The organism is Pseudonocardia sp. NPDC046786 (genome assembly GCF_040645415.1).
Taxonomy (GTDB): domain Bacteria; phylum Actinomycetota; class Actinomycetes; order Mycobacteriales; family Pseudonocardiaceae; genus Pseudonocardia; species Pseudonocardia kongjuensis.
The window spans coordinates 69,412-86,917 of the sequence record NZ_JBEYYF010000024.1 but is presented as its reverse complement, the minus strand read 5'-3'; the positions used below and the strand labels follow the sequence as shown (position 1 = coordinate 86,917).

Below are 17,506 nucleotides of genomic sequence, written 5' to 3'. Positions count from 1 at the left end.
TACAGCGAGGTAACGAGCGTGCCCGATCACCCCCGCACCGTCCACCTGCCCGGATTCATCGACGACCGTCCCGTGGGACGGTTGCAGTACGCCGTACTGGCCCTCTGCGGGCTGGTCATGTTCCTCGACGGGTTCGACACCCAGGCGATCAGCTACATGGCCCCGGCGATCGCCCGCGAGTGGGACCTGCCTGCGTCGGCGATGGGACCAGTCTTCTCCTCGGCGCTGGTCGGTCTGATGATCGGATACCTGGCGGTGTCACCGTTGGCGGACCGGATCGGTCACCGCCGGATGGTCATCGCGGCGACCACCTCGTTCAGCGTACTGACCCTACTGACCACCTTCGCCCCCTCGGTGGAGGTGCTGCTGGCGGCGCGGCTGCTCACCGGGGTCGGCCTGGGCGCTGCTGCGCCCAGCGCCATCGCGCTCACCAGCGAGTTCGCCCCGCGCCGCCGACGGGCCACGTTCGTGCTCGTGATCTACTGCGGGTTCTCGCTCGGCTTCGTCGCTGCCGGTGCGGCCGCGGGGGCGGTGATCCCGCTGCTGGGCTGGCGTCCGATGTTCCTGATCGGCGGGGTCCTCCCGCTGCTGCTGGTACCGCTGCTGTGGCGCCTGCTCCCGGAGTCCCCGGCGTACCTGATGCAGCGGGGACGCCCGGTCGGCCCGATCCTGCACCGCCTCGACCCGGCCTTGCCGGAAAGCACTCTCGCCCGCCGCCCGATCCAGGACGAGGGCACCACCCGGCGGCTCCCGGTGATCCGTCTGTTCGAGCGCCGGTGGCTGGTGGGGACGCTGCTGCTTTGGCTGGTCTTCGCGATCAACCTCGCCGAGTTCTACGCGCTGCAGAGCTGGCTTCCGACCATCCTGGAGGGGCTCGGCCATCCGACGAGCACGGTGGTCACGGCCACCACCCTGACCACCATCGGCGGGATCGCGGCCGCGCTGGTGACCGGCCCGGCGATGGACCGGTTCGGCGCCGGGTACACCCTCGGTGTCCTCTACCTGGTCGGGTCCGTGCTCGTCGGGGTTCTCGGTGCCGTGTTCGGCGCGTCGCTCTGGTTGTTGCTGTGTGTGACGTTCCTGGTCGGCTGCTGCGTGAGCGGGGGGCAGAAGAGTGTGATCGCTTTCGGGTCGCTGTTCTACCCGCCGGAGATGCGGTCCACGGGCGTCGCCTGGGCGCTGGGGGTCGGCCGCATCGGCGGCATCCTCGGCCCCGTCCTGGTCGGGCTCGCGGTGGCGGCGGGGTGGTCGACGACCGGGCTGTTCGTCGTGATGGCGGTCCCGATGCTGGTGGCCGCGGTGACCGTCCTCGCCCTCGGCGGGCTCCGGTACCGCGACGAGCCGGCCACGGTCACCGGAAGCCGGGCCGAGACCGCCGTGCGCCGGTCGTGACGAGCCTGTACCGCGCGGCGCGCGGACCCGGGTGTCACCGGCGCGGCCCTGTGCGCCGACGCCCCGACCAGGGCAGATCGGCTGTTCTGCGATGTCGATGGCCGCGGTAGGGGCGACGCACAGATAATCCCGCGCCGGGGTGTACTCGTTCGTCGCCGTCCCGGACCGGGGCGCAGCTCGTGGATGGCGCCGTCGGAGGTGGTCCGGCCCAGGCCCAACGACGCCACCGCGGTCACCGCCGCCCGCGGCGGGGCCCGGACGTCGCCGTCTCCGACCACGCCCGGCCCCACCGTTCGCCGCTGGTCTCGGGCGATGCCGGGAGAAGCCCGCCGAGGTTGTCGATGCGGGATTCCGGCTGCCTACTTGAGCATGAACCCCGCGTCCACCGGGACAGTCGTCCCGGTGACCCACTTCCCGGCGTCGGAGCACAGGAACGCGATCACCTCAGACACGTCGGCCTCGGGCAGGGCGTCCACCGGCATCAGGTTGAACCGCATGGCGTTGCCCAGCTCTTCGTGCTCGGTCAGCCACCGCGGGAAGAAGTCGTTGTTCGACATCGGCGACGCGACGCCGGTGGGGTGGATGGTGTTCACCCGGATCGACTCCGGCGCGAGCTCCTTGGCCAGCGTGCGCATCAGTCCGACGATGCCGTGCTTGGCCGCCGTGTAGTGCGTGCAACCGGCCACCCCGCGCAGGCCCGCGATCGACGACGTGATCACGATCGAGCCGCCGTTGCCGCCCGCCCTGATGTGCGGGACCACCGCCCGGCAGGCCTTGAACACACCGGTCAGGTTGATGTCGATCATGTCGTCCCAGGCCTCGTCGGTGAGCTCCCAGGTGTTCTCGGACAGGCTCAGGATCCCGGCGTTGGCCAGTAGGATGTCGATCCGGCCGAACTCGCTCATCGCCGAGTCGGCCAGGCGGGCCATGTCCGCTGTGCGTCGCACGTCGCCCTCGAGGGCGACGCACCGGCGGCCCAGCTTCTCCACCTGCGCAACGGTCTCGTCCAGGTCGCCGGGGCGCCCCGTGTCGAACGGGACCGAGTCCACCTGCTCGGTGATGTCACAGGTCACGATGTCGACGCCCTCACGGGCGAGGCGGAGCGCGTGCGCGCGTCCCTGCCCGCGGCCGCCGCCGGTGATCACCGCGACCTTGCCGTCCAGCTGGCCCATCTCAGCTCTCCTTTCGGTACGCCGCCGCGCGGCGATTGTGTTCGGTGATCGCGTCGGTGAGAGGCCGATAGGGCTCGTCCCACGGGTCCTTGAGGCCCCAGCCGCGACCGCCGGTGTTCTCCACGTAACCGCACCAGTGCCAGCCGGCGAACCAGGGCTCGTCGAGCAGCGCCTCCATCGCGGCCCCGTAGTCCGCGCCGCGGGCGGCGTGGTCGGGCAGGCCCTCGCGGTGCGGGTTGAGCTCGGTCGGGGTCCAGTTCCCGACGTCGGCGACGATCACCGGTTTGTCCCCGCACTGAGCGCGCCAGCGGGCCAGGTCGTCGTGCATCTTGCGACGGGACTCGTCGGTGGGTTCGGTGAAGTACTGCACCGACAGCGTGTCGACGTGCGGAGCCATCGCGCGCAGCACCGGTTCCGGGATCCCCTTGTTGCCGTTGAACCGGTCGCCGAGGATCAGATGGTGCGGGTCGTAGCGACGGATCGCCGTCGCGATCGTCTCGTAGTAGCGGCTGGCGACGTCGTAGAGCTTGCGCTCCCGTGCGGCCGTGTCCAGGCCGACGAGCTCGGCGAAGTCCCGCCCGGACGCGTGCGGCAACCAGGCCGGGATGTCGACCAGGAAGTAGCCGAGCAGGTCCGGCGAGTCGGCGTGTTCGGCGGCGATCGCGCGCCCCAGGTGGTCGCACCAGTCGGCGAAGTCGTCGTCGAGCGGGCGGAACGCCGGGTGGCCGTTCCAGTCCTCGATCTCGGCCACCCGCACCTGGGCGACGTAGGGCATCCCGGCGCCGCGCAGCTCCGCGGCCGACCACTGCTCGGAGTGCTTGAGGTCGATCGGGTCGCCGAACCAGTCCAGCGCCTCGCCCCAGCCGCCCGCGACGTACTCGCTCGTCCAACCCAGCGTGTTGAACCCCCACCCGCGCAGGTCCGCGACGACGCCGTCCCGGATCCAGCTCTGCCGCGACCCGTAGCGCTCGCGCCACACGTCGACGTTGCGCGGGAACTTCAGTGCCGTCTCGTCGGTGTGATTGAGGCCCAGGGACAGGAACGGATTCCCGTTCGGATCGACGAGCCGACCGTCGCGGATCGCGTAGGTCACGCCATCTCCCCGGCGAAGAAGCGCAGGTAGTGCCCGGCCAGCTCCTCCGGCGACTCCTCGGCGAGCTGGTGGCCCCACGGAAGGATCACCGCGCGCACGTCGTCGGCGACTTCTCGCATCTGCCGCTCGTTGTCGGCACCGATGAAGTGCTCGCTGCCCACGGCCAGCACCGGCATCGGGAGCCGGGTCTTCGCGGACTCCCTGTTCTGGTCGCCGTCGGTGATCGTGGCCCGGTAGATCTCGCACATGCACTTGACGCCGCCGGGCGAGGAGTAGCAGCGCACGTACTCGTCGAGCGCATCGGGTGTGATCGCCGACGGGTCGTGCGTCTCGTGCTTCATGAAGTAGGAGAAGTACTCCCGCTCGTGACCGTTGATCAGCATCTCGGGGAACTCGGGGACCGAGTAGAAGTTGATGTGCCAGAGCCAGACGTAGCTGCGCACGTTGTCCGGGGTCAGGAACGAGTAGTCCTCCAGCCCGAATCCGGGCAGGATCATCTCCTGGTAGACCAGTTGCTGCACGCGGTCGGGGTGGCGGGCGGCGAGCTGGTAGGCGGCCGCGGCGCCCCAGTCCTCGCCGACTACCCGGAAGCGCTCGTGGCCGAGCTCGGTCATCAGTGCGGCGAAGTCCTCGGCGACGTTCGCCATGTCGTATCCGCCGTCGGCGTGCTCGGAGTCCCCGAGCCCGCGCATGTCCGGCACCACGACCCGGTAGTGCGGGGTGAGCAGCGGGATCACGTGCCGCCAGTGATAGGAGGTCTTGGGCACCCCGTGCAGCAGCAGGACGGGCTCGCCCTCGCCTGCGGCCAGGTAGTGCAACCGGACGCCGTTGACCGTGGCCCGGCCGTGCCGGACCCGGTCACCATGATGGTCGACGATCTGCATGCGGTTCCGCTCCTCACTCACTTGATCATGAATCCGGCGTCGACCCGGTGCTCGACGCCGGTGACGTAGCGGGCGTCGTCGGGCACCAGGAAGGCGACCATCTTCGAGACGTCCTCGGGCTGGACCACCTCGGCGGGCATCCGGTTGCCGCGCATCGGCTCAGCCAGGTCCTCGTGCTCGCCCAGCCAGCGCACGAACCAGTCGTTGTTGCTCATGTCGGTGTTCACCCCGGTCGGGTGCACGACGTTGACCCGGATGTTGTCCGGCGCCAGCTCCCAGGCCAGGGTCTTCATGAGCGCGATGCAGCCGTACTTGGCCGCGTTGTAGTGGGTGACCGGGCCGGCGCCGGGGTCACCACACCGACGACGGTCACCACCGCACCCCGCATCAGCTCCGTGGTGGACGCCGCGCCCGTCACGACCGGTCCCGGGAATCGTCTACCGAGCGCAGGAACGCGATCGCGTCGCGGGCCAGTGCTTGGGGCGAGTCGGCGACCGGGCGCCACAGCGACACCGCGCGGGCGATCTCGGCCACGGTGGGCAGGAACGACTCGACGACGACCTGGCCGTGGTAACCGATCTCGTCGAGCGCGCCGAAGAACTCCGCCCACGGCACGTGCCCGCTGCCCGGCGTCCCCCGGTCGTTCTCGGCGACCTGGACGTGGAACACCCGGTCACCGGCGAGCCGTACGGCGTCGGCCAGGTGTTTCTCCTCGATGTTCATGTGGAACGTGTCCAACAGCAGGCCGACGTTGTCCCGGCCGGTCGCGGCGCACAGTTCCAGGCCTCGCTCGACGGTGTTCACCAGGTCGGTCTCGAACCGGTTCAGCGGCTCGATCGCCAGCGTGACCCCGCACTCCCCTGCATGGTCGGCGGCCTCACGGATGCTCTCGGCGGCCCATCGGAACTGTTGCGCGCGCTCGTCCGGCCCGAGCATCCGGGCCTTGCCGGTCGTGGCGTACATCGGCCCGGCGACGTGCGGCGACCCGACCGCGGCGGCGAGGTCGATGCAGTCGCGCAGGTAGTCCACCCCCTGCCGGCGCCGCCCTGGATCGTCGTGCGAGAGATCGCGTTCGGGGCCGAACGCACCGCACACACCCACGGCCAGACCGGTCTCCCGGGCGGCCTCGGTCAGCGCCGGCGCCGAGAGCCGCCCCGGGTCCTCCACACACACCTCGACCAGGTCGTAGCCGAGTGCCGCGACCTGCTCGAACGCCGGGCGCGCGGCGTCGTCGGAGAACGGGGAGGCCAGCAGGAACGTGCTCAGGCCCAACGGGCGGGTCACCGGACCGTCCTCAGGTCGGAGACGATCTTCTTGGTGTGGGTGATCGCGGCCTCGGTGTAGGCGTCGCCGAACTCCGGGGCGCCGGCGCCGGAGAGCACTCCCCACACGTCCCCGGCCGCGGGCAGCAGCTCGTATGAGATCCAGCCGTCGTAACCGACGTCGGTGATCGCGGCGAGGATCGGACCGAAGTCGATGTGCCCGTACCCGGGCGCGGCGCGGTTGGAGTCGGCCAGGTGCACGTGGGTCAGGCGTGCCCCGGCACGGCGGATCGCGGCCGCGATGTCGGGTTCCTCGATGGCCATGTGGAACGTGTCGGCCATGACGCCGACGCTCGGGCGGGCCACCTCGTCGACGAACGCGACAGCCTGGTCCATCCGGTTGATCAGATAGGTCTCGTAGCGGTTCCACGGCTCGACCGCGATGCGTACCCCGCACTCACCTGCGTGGTCGCCGACCTCACGTGCGGCCTCGACCGCCCATTGCCACTCCCGGGCCCGCTCGGCACCGGGGACGATCTTCATGCAGGCCGTCGGGGTGAACGTGACGACCTCGGCGCCGAGCGCGGCGGCGTGGTCGACGTTGCCGCGTACGTAGTCGACGGCACGGCGACGCACGGCGGGGTCGGTGCTCACGATGTCGCGTTCCGGCGTGAAGATGCTGATGATCGAGGACGCGACCAGGCCGTGCCGGTGCAGCGCGGCGCGGATCTGCCCGACGTCCTGCTCGGCGGGCTCCCCGACGAGCTCGACGCCGTCGTAGCCGTACCGGGCCAGCCGGGCGATCCCCTCGGCCAGCGGCTCCCGGCCGTACGCCAGGGTGTTGTACGTGTAGCGGAACATGTCTCCTCGCTCAGCCGGTGGTCTCGAAGTCACGCAGGTAGCGATCGACGTTGTCCTGGGTGAACGTGATCGGGTGGCCCATCACGATCTCGCCGCCGGGCCCGACGGTCTGGCTCCCGAGACGCCCGGCGTCGAACGTCTCGCCGGCCCGGCCGGTGATCTCGCCCGCGGTGTAGGCGGCGGCCGCGTAGTAGGTCAGGTAGCCCAGGTCGCGCGGGCTCCACAGCACGTAGGCCGGGACCTGGCCGGTCTTGAGCAGCTCGGTCTGGTTACCCGGGTTGCCCAACCCGGTGACCACTACGCGGTCGGCCACCCCCAGGTCGGTGGCGGCCTTGACGCTGGCCTCCATCGCGATCGGGGTCGGCGCCATGATCCCCCGCAGGTTCGGGTGGGCCCGCAGTAGTGCGACGGCGGCGTCGTAGCTCTTCTTCGCGTCGTCGTCTCCGTAGGACGTCCTGACCAGACGCATCCCGCTGTACTCCGGCTCGTCGAGCTGGGCGATCATCACGTCGATCCAGCCGTTGGTCACCTCGGCCGTGCTCTGCGAGGACACGATGCCGAACTCGCCGGTGTTGCCCATCGCCCGGGCGAGGATGTCGAACTGGGCGCGGCCCAGCTCGTCGGCCGTGGCCATGTTGACGAACAAGCCCCGCGAACCGTCGGAGACGTCGGCGTCGTAGCTAATGACCCGCGACCCGTCGGCGCGGGCAGCGTCCAATGCCGGCGCGACCGCAGAGGAGTCCACCGCGGAGATGCCGATCACACAGGATCCGCGCTGACGTCCACTCTGGATGCGCTGGATCTGTCCGGTGACGTCGCCGGCCGCGGGGCCGACGAACGACAGGTCACCGCCGAGCTCGCGCTGGGCGTCGACCATCCCGGTGCGCACCGCGGCGAAGTACGGGTTGTCGGTGTTCTTCGGGATCATCGTCAGGTTGCAGTCCTGGACCGGTCGCGGCGGCGGCGGTCCGGACGGCTCCGCGGCGGCGCAGGCGGTCAGCGCCAGCAGCGCCGCCGTCGCGATGGCGGCTCCCACACCCGGGCGCCTCACCGGACGCTCCCGGCCGAGCGGCGGCGTTCACGCGACATGCGCAGGCGCCGGGAGAGGGCGGGCACGACGACTGCGCCGACCATCAACAGACCGGTCACCATGTACTGCACGGCGGTCTCGGCGTCGCCCAGGGTCATCCAGCTCGTCAGGATCGTGACCAGCAGCAGCGCCAGCAGCACCCCGACGAACGAGCCCTTTCCGCCGTACATGCTGATCCCGCCGATCAACACGATGCCCACCACGATCAGCTCCAGCCCGGTGCCGTTGCTGGCCCGGACGGTACTGATGTATCCGGCGTAGGCGATGCCGGCTATCGCGGCCACGACGCCGGAGAACACGAACAACCCGCGCTTGATCGCGCCCACCCGCAGCCCGGAGAAGCGGGCCACCTGGGCATTGCTGCCGATCGCGAACACAGCCCGGCCCAACGCTCCGCGGTGCAGCAGCACCGCTGCCGCGACGGCCACCACCACGAAGGCGACGAAGCCGTAGGGCACCAAGGTGGCGGGCAGGTTCTCCTGGGCGAACGTGGTCAGCCCGGGCGGCAGGTCGCTGATCCCCCGGTTCTCCAACAGCACGTAGGACAGCCCGCGGTAGAGGCCCAGCGTCCCGATCGTGACGATCAGCGACGGCAGCCCGACATCCACCACCAGCAGTCCGTTGACCAGGCCGGCCACCGCCCCGGTCAGCACGCCCAATCCGATCGACGGCCAGGTGCCCAGCCCACCGGATACGGCCAGGCCGAACACCGTCGCGGACAGCGCGAACGTCGACGCCACCGAGAGGTCGATCTCCCCGGCGACCATCAGCCAGGCCATCGGGACGACCATCAGGCTCAGCCCGAGCGCGCCGGTCGCCGAGATGGAGAAGTTCTGTCCGGTCGCGAAGTACGGGCTGGTGGCCGAGGCGAGGGCGACCGCGAGGACCACCAGCGCGAGCAGCGTGATCTCCCAGGTGCCGAACCAGCTCGGGAGCCGCCGTCGCACGGCGGCGGGGACGGGTGTGGGCGATTGCCGACCGGTCGTCTGCGCGGTCATGTGGACACTCCTCGGGATTCCAGGCGGCGCCGCAGGACCAGGTCGAAGGCGATCGCCAGAATGATCACCAGTCCCTGGATGGCCTGCAGCCAGAACGGGGAGACGTCGGCGAGGGCCAGGCCGGTGCTGATCACGGACAGGATCGCCGCGCCCAGCACGACCCCGCCGACGGTGCCGACCCCGCCGGTGATGCGGACCCCGCCGACGACGACGGTGGCCAGAACGACGAGTTCGAAGCCGGTCGCGACCGAGGAGTCGACCGTTCCGTAGCGGGCACCCCAGAGCACCCCGGCGAGCCCGCAGAGCAGCCCGGTGACGGTATAGGCCCCGAACACCAGTCGCTTCGAGGCGATGCCGGTCCTTTCGGCCGAGGCCGGGTCGCTGCCCACAGCAAGCATCGCGCGCCCGGTGAAGGTGTGCCGGATGACCAGGTGCGCCAGCCCGGCCACCGCCAGTGCGTAGAGGAACATCAGCGGGATCTCCAGCACCGTCCCGGTGGCGATCGCCGAGTAGGAGTCCGGCAGGTTCTGCGCGGTGATCTGCGAGCTGCCCGCCATCGCGGAGTTGATCCCGCGGAAGATGTAGAGCGTGCCCAGTGTGACCATGATCGAGGGCACCTTGAGCGTCGCGACCAGAACGCCGTTCACCGCACCCAGGGCGGCTCCGAGTAGGCAGGCGACCAGCACCGTCAGCACCAACGGCAGCCCGGGGACGGCCGCGGTGAGGCTGGCCGCGAGATAGGCGGTGAGCCCGACCGTGGACCCGACCGAGACGTCGATGTTGCGGGTGAACAGCACCAGGGCCTGGCCGACCGCGACGATCAGCACGATGGACAGATCGGTGCCGATCTGGGCGAACGTGTCCCCGGTGGCGAACCGGGGCGTGAGCGTCGCGAACAACACCACCAGTACGACCAGGACGACGCCGAGGCCTGCCTCCCGGTGGATCGGGCGCCGGGGTTCCGGCAGCGCCGGGGCGGGCGCGGTGCGGGTATCAGACGTGGACATCGGACACCTGCCCGGTCATCGCCGCCAGCACCTGTTCCGCTTCGAACGGGCGTCGGTCGAACTCCGGCCCTTGCGCGCCGCGGTAGAACGTGATCACGCGATCGGACACGGCGAGCAGCTCCTCGAGCTCGTTGCTGATCAGGATGATGGTCAGGCCGCGTTCGGCCATCCCGGAGATGAGCTGGTGCACCTCGGCCTTCGCACCGACGTCGATACCCTTGGTCGGGTCGTCCAGGATCAGCACCGACGGGTCGGTGGCCAGCCACTTCGCGATGACGACCTTCTGCTGGTTGCCCCCGGACAGGGCACCGAGCAACTGGTCCGGCCCGCTGGTGCGGATCCGGAGCCGGTCGATGTAGTCGCCTGCCAGCGCCCGGTCGGCCTGCGGAGAGAGCAGACCGAGCCGGGGGCGGCGCTCCAGCAGCGCCAGCGGCAGGTTGAAGCCGATCGAGTGCTCCAGGACCACACCCTCGGAATGCCTGTCCTCGGGCACGTAGGCGACCCCGTGGCGCATCGCCTGCTGCGGCGATCCGATGCTCACCGCAGCGCCGTCCAACACGATCTCGCCGGAGTCGGCCGGCTCCAGCCCGAACAACCCGCGGGCGATCTCCGTGCGGCCCGCGCCGACCAGGCCGGCCAGACCGAGGATCTCGCCGCGGCGCACGGTGAACGACACGTCGGTGTAGGCGCCGCGCCGGCTCAGACCACGCACCTCGAGGCGTACCGGCCCGAGCTCGACCTCGGCCTTGGGGAACGCGGTCTCCACCGAGCGGCCGACCATGTGCCCCACCGCCGACTCCGGGGTGAACTCGTGCGCCGGACCGGTCACCACGGTGGCCCCGTCCCGGGAGACGCTCACCCGGTCGGCGAGCGCGAACACCTCGTTGAGCCGGTGGCCGACGAACAGGACCGAGACCCCATCGGCCTTGAGCCGAGCGATGATCTCCATCAGCCGATCCACCTCGCGAGTGGACAGTGCCGCGGTGGGCTCGTCGAGCACCAGCAGCCGGGTGCCCGTGTCGAGCGCCTTGGCGATCTCGAGCAGTTGTTGGTCGGCTGCGGACAGGTGCTTGACCTCGGCCGAGATGTCGAGGTGGACATCCAGGCGGGCCAGTGCCTCGCGGGCGTGCCGGCGGGCCGTGCCCCAGTCCAGCAGCCGGGTGCGCCGGCGTGGCGCCGGACCGGCCAGCATGATGTTCTCGGTGACCGTCAGGTCGGGAAACGTCACCGGATGCTGATGCACCACCGAGATCCCCAGCGCCCGCGAGGTACGCGGGTTCGGGATCGTCACCTCGGTGCCGTCCACGGTGATCGTGCCGGCGTCCGGCCGGTGGATGCCCGCCAGCATGTTGACCAGCGTGCTCTTGCCGGCGCCGTTCTCCCCGAGCAGCGCGTGCACCTCACCGGGAAACAGCGCCAGGTCGACGTGGCGGACCGCGACCACGCCGCCGAAGCGCTTCGCGACTCCGGACAGCTCGACCACTGGGGTGCTCATGACGCCTCCGGGAAGGAGCGCCCGCGAGCCGCGGCGGCCAGCCGCTCTGCGGTCATCACGGTGGGCAGCATCGTGTTGGCCGCCGGCTCCACCGGGATCACCGACGCGTCGGCGACCCGCAGCCCGGTCAGTCCGTGCACCCTGCCGTCCTGGTCCACCACACCACCGCGCTCGGCCGGCGCCATGGCACAGGTTCCGGTGAAGTGGTAGCCCGACGCGGTCATGGTCTCGATCGCAGCGTCCAGGGCGGTGTCGTCGGCGACGGTGGCGGCGTCGAGCCCGATCGGCTCATGCAGCATCCCGGCCAGCGGTTCGCCCGTGATGACGGCCCAGCCGAGCCGCACGATCTCGCGGATCGCGTCCCGATCGACCTGTTCGGTCAAATAGCCCGGTGCGACGCGGGGCAGCACGGTCGCGTCGGTCGAGGTGATCCGGACGGAGCCGACCGAGCGCGGCTTGTTCAGGACGCAGCCCATCCCGGCGAGCTGGCCGAGGCCCTTCCCGCCGGTGCCGGCCAGCCCCCGTGCGCCGGCCTCGGTGGTCGACACGTCGAGGTAGGTGAACATCGTGAGCTGCGCATCCATCGCACCCGGCTGTGCCTCGGTCGACGTGCGCAGCACCGTCTGCAGGCTGAAGTCCCCCGGTGACCATGTGCCCTCGCGCGGCGCGGCCAGCAGGGGCACCGAGAAGTGGTCGCCCAGGTTCTCCCCGACCGGCAGATCGGACAGGACCGGGATGTCCAGCCCGGACAGCAGCGTCGCCGGACCCACGCCCGAGCGCTGCAACAGTGCCGGGGTCTGGATCGCGCCGGCGGCGAGCACCACCTCGCCGGCGCCGATCACCGTGCCGTCGGTCAGCTCGACGCCGGTCGCGGTGGTGCCGTCGAAGATGACGCGCCGGACGTGCAGGTCACCGCGCACGGTCAGGTCGGGCCGTCCGCGTGCCGGCGCCAGGTGGGTCGTCGCGGTGGACATCCGGGTGGTGCCGACCCGGTTCATCGGGGCAGGCCCGACGCCCTCGGCGTCGGGGGCGTTGAGGTCCGGCTGGTCCTTGGCCCCGAGTGCCCGGCAGGTCTGCACGAACGCGGCCTGGAGCGGGGCGTACTCGTGTTCGTCGGCGCGCGCGATCGGGAACGCGCCGCCGCGGCCGTGGATGTCCGGGCCGGGTGCCGGGTCGTTCTCCAGCGCGCGGTAGGCGGCCAGCACGTGCACCCAGTCCCAGCGTGGGTTGCCTCGCTCGGCCCACTCCCGGAAGTCGGCCGTCGCGCCGCGCAGTGCGATCATGCCGTTGATCGCGGACCCGCCGCCGATCAGCCGGCCCTGCGGCACCGCGATCGACGCGCCGCCGGCCCCCTCGGCAGCCAGCCCCCAGTCGTGGCGGGGGTCGACGTCCGCCGCGTGCCCGCGCATCGGCACCACCCGGCCGTCGAGGACTGCGGTCGGTACCGTGGTGGGATAGTCGGGTCCGGCCTCGAGCAGTAGCACTCTGCGGCCGGGGTCCTCGCTGAGCCGGGCCGCCACGATGCACCCGGCCGTACCGCCGCCGACCACGACGACATCGACACTCTCGCTCAACTCGCAAGCTCCTTTGCTGCGGCAGTGTGTGAAGGCCCCCTCAGGCCACGATCAGCGGCCGCAGGGTGCGGTGGGCGACCTGCAGGCCGGTGTGGATCCTGTCCTCGGTGCCACCCCAGACCGGGTCCTCGTGCTCGACCGAGAGCACGCCGTCGAAGCCGCCCTCATAGAGGGTGTCGACGACCCGGCGCCAGTCCACGTCGCCGAGGCCCGGCACCCGGTAGCGCCACCACCCGACGTCGAACGGGTCCTCGCGCTCGACGGCCTTGCCCGGCCAGCCGTAGCGGTGGCGCCGCTCCGGGAAGAGCTGGATGTCCTTGGCCTGCGCGTGCGGGATGCGGTCGACGTAGGGTCTCAGCGCCTCGACCGGGTCGATGCCCATCCACAGCAGGTGACTCGGGTCGTAGTTGAGATAGAGCCCGAGCGAGAACATCCACTCCCACAGCTCCGGGGAGTAGGCGAGGTTGCCCGGGTAGCCGTCGGGGTGCCAGCCCTCCATCACGCAGTTCTCGACGATCAGCTTGATCCCGTGTTCGCCGGCCCGCTCCACGAGGGGCGGGAAGATCTCCTCGGCGTCGCGCAGGTTCTCCGCGACCGTCCTTCCCGGGTGTCGCCCGACGAACGTGCCGACGCTCGGACAGCCGAGCAACGCGGCGGCATCGATGCAGGCGGCGACGTGGTCGTTGACGGCCTTCCGCTCGCCCGGGTCGGGGTGCAGGTTGTTGTCGTAGAACGCCAGCGAGCTCAGCGTCAGGCCGTGGCGGTCGAACAGCGCGCGTGTGCTGTAGGCCTCCCGCTCGCCGAACGAGCTGACATCGAGGTGGCTGGCGGTGAACGGGCGGTCGCCGACGGCCGGCCAGGCCGCCACCTCCAATGCCTCGTAGCCCTGTCCGGCAGCCCAGGCCGCGATCTGCTCCAGCGGCTGGTCGGGAAGGCAGGCAGTGAGCATTCCGAGCTTCACGAGGGCACCTCCACCCAGGTCGAGGACTCCGACGAGCGGATCACCGCGTCGGTCAGTGCCGCGGCGCGCAGGCCGTCGGCGAACGTGGGCAACCCGTCCGGTGCGCCGCCGTGGACCGCGGCGTAGGTGTCGGCCACGAACGCGTTGAAGCAGTCCTGGTAGCCCTGCGGGTGCCCGGGCGGGAGCAGCGAGTAGCGCGCCGCGGCCTCCGACGACGCCGACGAGCCACGGTGCAGCGTCCGGTCACCGTCGATGCCACCGATCCGCACCGCCTCCGGGGCCTCCTGGTCGAAGCGGTACGCCGCCCGCTCGCCGTCGAGGGAGATCCGCAGGGCGTTGCGCCGGCCGAGCGCGGTCTGGCTGACCACGACCGAACCGGTGGCACCGGTGTCGGTCTCGAACTGCACGGTGCTGGCGGTACCCCCGCCCGCGGTCGCAGCCTGCAGGCGAGTGATCCGGTGCCCGCTGCTGAACTCGACCAGGTCGCACCAGTGCACTCCGACGTCGGCGAACGCACGGTGTGCGCCGCCCTCGGCGGCGTCGCCACGCCAGCCGGCCGGGGCTCCGGCGGCCTGCCAGTCCTGCAGGTAGGCGCCGTGCAGCAGGTGCAGAGGCCCGGACTCGCCCGCGTGGACCCGGGCCCGGATCTCGCGGGCTGCGGGATAGAAGCGGTAGACGAACGGCACCGTCGCGACCAGTCCGCGGGCCGCGGAGGCCAGTTCTCGCGCGCCGTCCAGCGTCGTCGCGAGGGGCTTCTCGCAGATCACGGACTTGCCCGCGGCCAGCGCCCGGCGGGCCAGAGCGACATGCATCGAGTTCGGAGTGCACACGTGCACCACGTCGACGTCGTCGGCATCGATCAGAGCCTCGCCGCTCACGGCCCCGGTGCGGGCACCGAGCCGGACGGCGGCCTCGTGCGACCGGTCGGGGCTCGATGCCGCGACGCGGGTCACCTCGCCGCCGGCCGCCCGGACGGCGTGCGCGTGCACGCCGCCGATGAAGCCGGCGCCGATGATCCCGGCGCGGAGCCTGTCCGCCATCGGTTGCTCCTGTCTCAACTCGTCGTCACGTCTCAACTCGTCGTCACGGTCAGCCCGGCCCGGTCCAGCGCGCCGTCGAGCCAGGCGCGACTGATCCGGGCTGCCTCGGCCGGGTCGCCGTCGTAGGAGTCCAGCTCGACGACCAGCCAGTCGTCGTAGCCGGACTCGGCGACGGCGGCGAGCACGCCGTCCAGGTCGAGCTCGCCGCGGCCCAGCGGGAGGAACGTGGCACCGTCGGCTCCGAGGTCCTTGAGGTGCACGTGCCGGATCCGGTCCGGGTACCGGCGGATCATCGCGGCCGGGTCCCCGCCGCCGGCGGCCAGGTGCGCAGTGTCCGGGCAAAAGCCGATCGAGGACCGGGAGAACACGGCCTCGACCTGCTCCGGCGACTGGCCGATCGTGCCCAGGTGCGGGTGGTAGCAGGCCGACAGGCCGTGCTCCGCCGCGATCCCGGCCACCGTGTCAAGAGCCTGAGCGAGCCGGTCGTGGTCGCCGTCTGCGATCCCGTGTGCACGCGGAGCGCCGCCACCAACCACCAGCTGGCCGGCACCGAACCGGGCGGCGTCCTCTGCGGCCCGGCGCACCCGGTGCAGCTCGTCGGGCAGGGTGTCCGGGTAGATGAAGTTCGCTCCGGTGTAGACCCCGACCAGCGACAACCCGGTCTCGTCGAGCAGCCGGGGAAGCGAGCCGGGGTGACCGTCGGCGAGCTCGGCAAACTCGCGCACGTTCCCGTCGAACATCTCGACACCTCGGTAACCGGCGGCGGAGATCTCGCGCAGCGCCAGCCGCATGTCGCCGGGCACCCGGTAGACGAGATCCTTGACACTGGTCACCCCGGCGGCGGCGCCGGTGACTCCGCCCCAGGTGATCGAGTGATAGCCCAGACGCACGGCCCACCTCCTCCGGTGCGGCCGCAGCGCCGCACTTCCGATCGATGCAATGACACTAAAGTTTGATCCGCACAAAAGTCAATGAACTAGACTCGGAAGTCCGGGACCGACGCGGAACGAGGAGGGCCACGAGTGGGACTGTCCGTGCAAGGTGTCGCGCCGGACCAGCTGGACACGCTGGTCACCGTGCTCGACCTGGTTCGTTCCGGCGGTGCGCGCACGCGCCCGGAACTGGCCCGTCGCACCGGGCTCGGTCGCACAGTCATATCGCAGCGGCTCGGTCAGCTGGAGACGGCCGGCCTGGTGACCGAGGGCGACCTCGGGATGTCCACCGGCGGCCGGGCGCCGCGCGAGCTGCGTTTCCAGGTCGATGCGGGGGTGCTGCTGGTGGCCTCGCTCGGGGCGACCGGGTTCGACGCCGGCGTGGCCGACCTGAGCGGGCGCCTGATCGTCCACCGGGGCCACGACTGGGACATCGGTACCGGACCGGAGGCCAGTCTGAGCCGGGTCGAGGGCCTGTTCGACGAGCTGCTGGCCGAACGGGACGCTCCCTCGGTCTGGGGCATCGGTCTCGGGGTGCCCGGGCCGGTCGAGTTCGCCTCGGGACGTCCGGTGGCGCCACCGATCATGCCGGGCTGGGACGGCTACCCGGTCCGCGATCGGCTGGCCGCCCGCTACGACGCGCCCGCGTTCGTGGACAACGAGGTCAACCTGATGGCGCTGGGCGAGTTCCGAGCGGGCCGTGGAGCCGGCTCCCAGGACCTGGTGTTGATCAAGATCGGTACCGGGATCGGGGCCGGGCTGATCTCCGGCGGAGGGCTGCACCGCGGCGCGCAGGGTTCGGCGGGCGACATCGGGCACGTCGGACTGACCGGATCGGTGCCCGGCGCCGACCAGGTGGTGTGTCGCTGCGGCAACGTCGGCTGCCTGGAGGCGCTGGTCGGCGGGGCCGCTCTGGCCAGGGACGCGACGGCGGCCGCCCAGGACGGCCGGGGCGAGCACTTGGTCGCGCGGCTGGCCCAGGTCGGTGAGATCACCCCGAACGACGTCGTGCTCGCCGCCGAGTTCGGCGACCCGGTGGCGGTGGAACTGCTGTCCCGAGCCGGTCGACTGGTCGGCGACACGGTCGCCGCGGTGGTCAACTTCTTCAACCCGTCGACGATCCTGCTCGGCGGGCGGATCGGCACCTCCGGCGACCTCCTGCTGGCCAGCGTCCGCCAATCGGTCTACCGACGGTCACTGCCGCTGGCCACACGCGAGCTGCAGATTATGCGGACGTCGCTGGGTGAGCGATCGGGCCCGACCGGCGCGGGATTCATGGTCGTCGACGAGCTGTTCGGCCGGGACCTACTCGCCCAGTGGATCCCCCACGGCAGCCCTGCCGGCATGCCGGGGCTCCGTCCGCGGGCGGCAGCCGGCGGCTGAACCTGTACCGCCTCGCGGCGCCACCGACATCGCCGCCGCTCCACGACATGCCCGCATCGCTACGACCGTCCCACCAAGTAGAGATCATCTGGTGTTGACGAGTCCGGTGCGCGCCTGGACCGACAACCGCTCGATCAACGTCGCCGCGAACGACGGCCCAACGCCGTTCCACGACCGTCGTCAGCGACTTCGCGCTGAGACCGACAAGGCCAGATGTGTGCTTGAGCACGACGTCCGATGCTGCTCTGCTCCAAGACTCGACGAGCGTGCCCGGGCGGCCAGACCAGCCGGCGTGGTTGCCTGTGCTCCCGCACCTGCGGCGCAGCGAATCATGGGGTATCGGGGATATGGTGGGAGGTCGA

General features: G+C 71.1%; 16 protein-coding genes. 2 read left to right on the top strand and 14 right to left on the bottom strand.

Features of this window, described 5'->3' with window-relative positions:
• The first annotated feature begins 18 nt into the window (after nt 1-18).
• On the top strand, nt 19-1,392 hold the full coding sequence (locus ABZ881_RS24930; RefSeq protein ID WP_358488006.1) for an aromatic acid/H+ symport family MFS transporter: 1,374 nt from the start codon (nt 19-21) through the stop codon (nt 1,390-1,392).
• Between the two features lie 359 nt (nt 1,393-1,751).
• On the opposite strand, the gene ABZ881_RS24925 is transcribed toward ABZ881_RS24930, so the two are convergent.
• The 14 genes from ABZ881_RS24925 to ABZ881_RS24860 are packed head-to-tail and all read right to left on the bottom strand — an operon-like array spanning nt 1,752 to nt 15,719.
• Complete coding sequence (locus tag ABZ881_RS24925; protein WP_358488005.1) at nt 1,752-2,564, bottom strand: mycofactocin-coupled SDR family oxidoreductase; 813 nt, start codon at nt 2,562-2,564, stop codon at nt 1,752-1,754.
• 1 nt (nt 2,565) lies between these two features.
• Nucleotides 2,566-3,657, bottom strand: a complete 1,092-nt coding sequence (locus ABZ881_RS24920) for an agarase (protein ID WP_358488003.1) — start codon at nt 3,655-3,657, stop codon at nt 2,566-2,568.
• The gene (locus ABZ881_RS24915) at nt 3,654-4,541 is read right to left on the bottom strand and encodes an alpha/beta fold hydrolase (RefSeq protein WP_358488002.1); all 888 of its coding nucleotides are present in this window, start codon (nt 4,539-4,541) and stop codon (nt 3,654-3,656) included. Before ABZ881_RS24915 ends, ABZ881_RS24920 begins: the two co-directional genes overlap by 4 nt.
• Nucleotides 4,542-4,558: 17 nt before the next feature.
• A complete protein-coding gene (locus ABZ881_RS24910) occupies nt 4,559-4,975 on the bottom strand; it encodes an SDR family oxidoreductase (RefSeq protein WP_358488029.1) in 417 nt (138 codons plus the stop codon).
• Nucleotides 4,956-5,825: a sugar phosphate isomerase/epimerase family protein gene (locus ABZ881_RS24905; protein WP_358488001.1), complete on the bottom strand. Its 870-nt coding sequence runs from the start codon at nt 5,823-5,825 to the stop codon at nt 4,956-4,958. Before ABZ881_RS24905 ends, ABZ881_RS24910 begins: the two co-directional genes overlap by 20 nt.
• Nucleotides 5,822-6,664: a sugar phosphate isomerase/epimerase family protein gene (locus ABZ881_RS24900; protein WP_358488000.1), complete on the bottom strand. Its 843-nt coding sequence runs from the start codon at nt 6,662-6,664 to the stop codon at nt 5,822-5,824. Before ABZ881_RS24900 ends, ABZ881_RS24905 begins: the two co-directional genes overlap by 4 nt.
• 10 nt (nt 6,665-6,674) lie before the next feature.
• On the bottom strand, nt 6,675-7,700 hold the full coding sequence (locus ABZ881_RS24895; RefSeq protein WP_358487999.1) for a rhamnose ABC transporter substrate-binding protein: 1,026 nt from the start codon (nt 7,698-7,700) through the stop codon (nt 6,675-6,677).
• An 11-nt stretch (nt 7,701-7,711) separates the two neighbouring features.
• The gene (locus ABZ881_RS24890) at nt 7,712-8,752 is read right to left on the bottom strand and encodes an ABC transporter permease (RefSeq protein ID WP_358487997.1); all 1,041 of its coding nucleotides are present in this window, start codon (nt 8,750-8,752) and stop codon (nt 7,712-7,714) included.
• Entirely contained in the window at nt 8,749-9,759 is a 1,011-nt protein-coding gene (locus ABZ881_RS24885) for an ABC transporter permease (RefSeq protein ID WP_358487996.1), read from the bottom strand. The genes ABZ881_RS24890 and ABZ881_RS24885 overlap by 4 nt, the downstream gene beginning before the upstream one ends.
• Nucleotides 9,746-11,254, bottom strand: a complete 1,509-nt coding sequence (locus tag ABZ881_RS24880; RefSeq protein ID WP_358487995.1) for a sugar ABC transporter ATP-binding protein — start codon at nt 11,252-11,254, stop codon at nt 9,746-9,748. The genes ABZ881_RS24885 and ABZ881_RS24880 overlap by 14 nt, the downstream gene beginning before the upstream one ends.
• A complete protein-coding gene (locus ABZ881_RS24875; RefSeq protein WP_358487994.1) occupies nt 11,251-12,828 on the bottom strand; it encodes a GMC family oxidoreductase N-terminal domain-containing protein in 1,578 nt (525 codons plus the stop codon). The genes ABZ881_RS24880 and ABZ881_RS24875 overlap by 4 nt, the downstream gene beginning before the upstream one ends.
• Nucleotides 12,829-12,868: 40 nt before the next feature.
• Nucleotides 12,869-13,789 carry a sugar phosphate isomerase/epimerase gene (locus ABZ881_RS24870; protein WP_358487993.1) on the bottom strand — a complete coding sequence of 307 codons (921 nt, stop codon included), beginning with the start codon at nt 13,787-13,789 and terminating at the stop codon, nt 12,869-12,871.
• Nucleotides 13,786-14,829, bottom strand: coding sequence for a Gfo/Idh/MocA family oxidoreductase (locus ABZ881_RS24865; RefSeq protein ID WP_358487991.1), 1,044 nt, complete (start codon nt 14,827-14,829; stop codon nt 13,786-13,788). The genes ABZ881_RS24870 and ABZ881_RS24865 overlap by 4 nt, the downstream gene beginning before the upstream one ends.
• Before the next feature lie 32 nt (nt 14,830-14,861).
• Nucleotides 14,862-15,719, bottom strand: coding sequence for a sugar phosphate isomerase/epimerase family protein (locus ABZ881_RS24860; protein WP_010228579.1), 858 nt, complete (start codon nt 15,717-15,719; stop codon nt 14,862-14,864).
• 132 nt (nt 15,720-15,851) lie between these two features.
• On the opposite strand from ABZ881_RS24860, the gene ABZ881_RS24855 reads away from it, so the two are divergent.
• Complete coding sequence (locus ABZ881_RS24855) at nt 15,852-17,144, top strand: ROK family transcriptional regulator (protein WP_358487989.1); 1,293 nt, start codon at nt 15,852-15,854, stop codon at nt 17,142-17,144.
• The last annotated feature ends 362 nt before the right edge of the window (nt 17,145-17,506 follow it).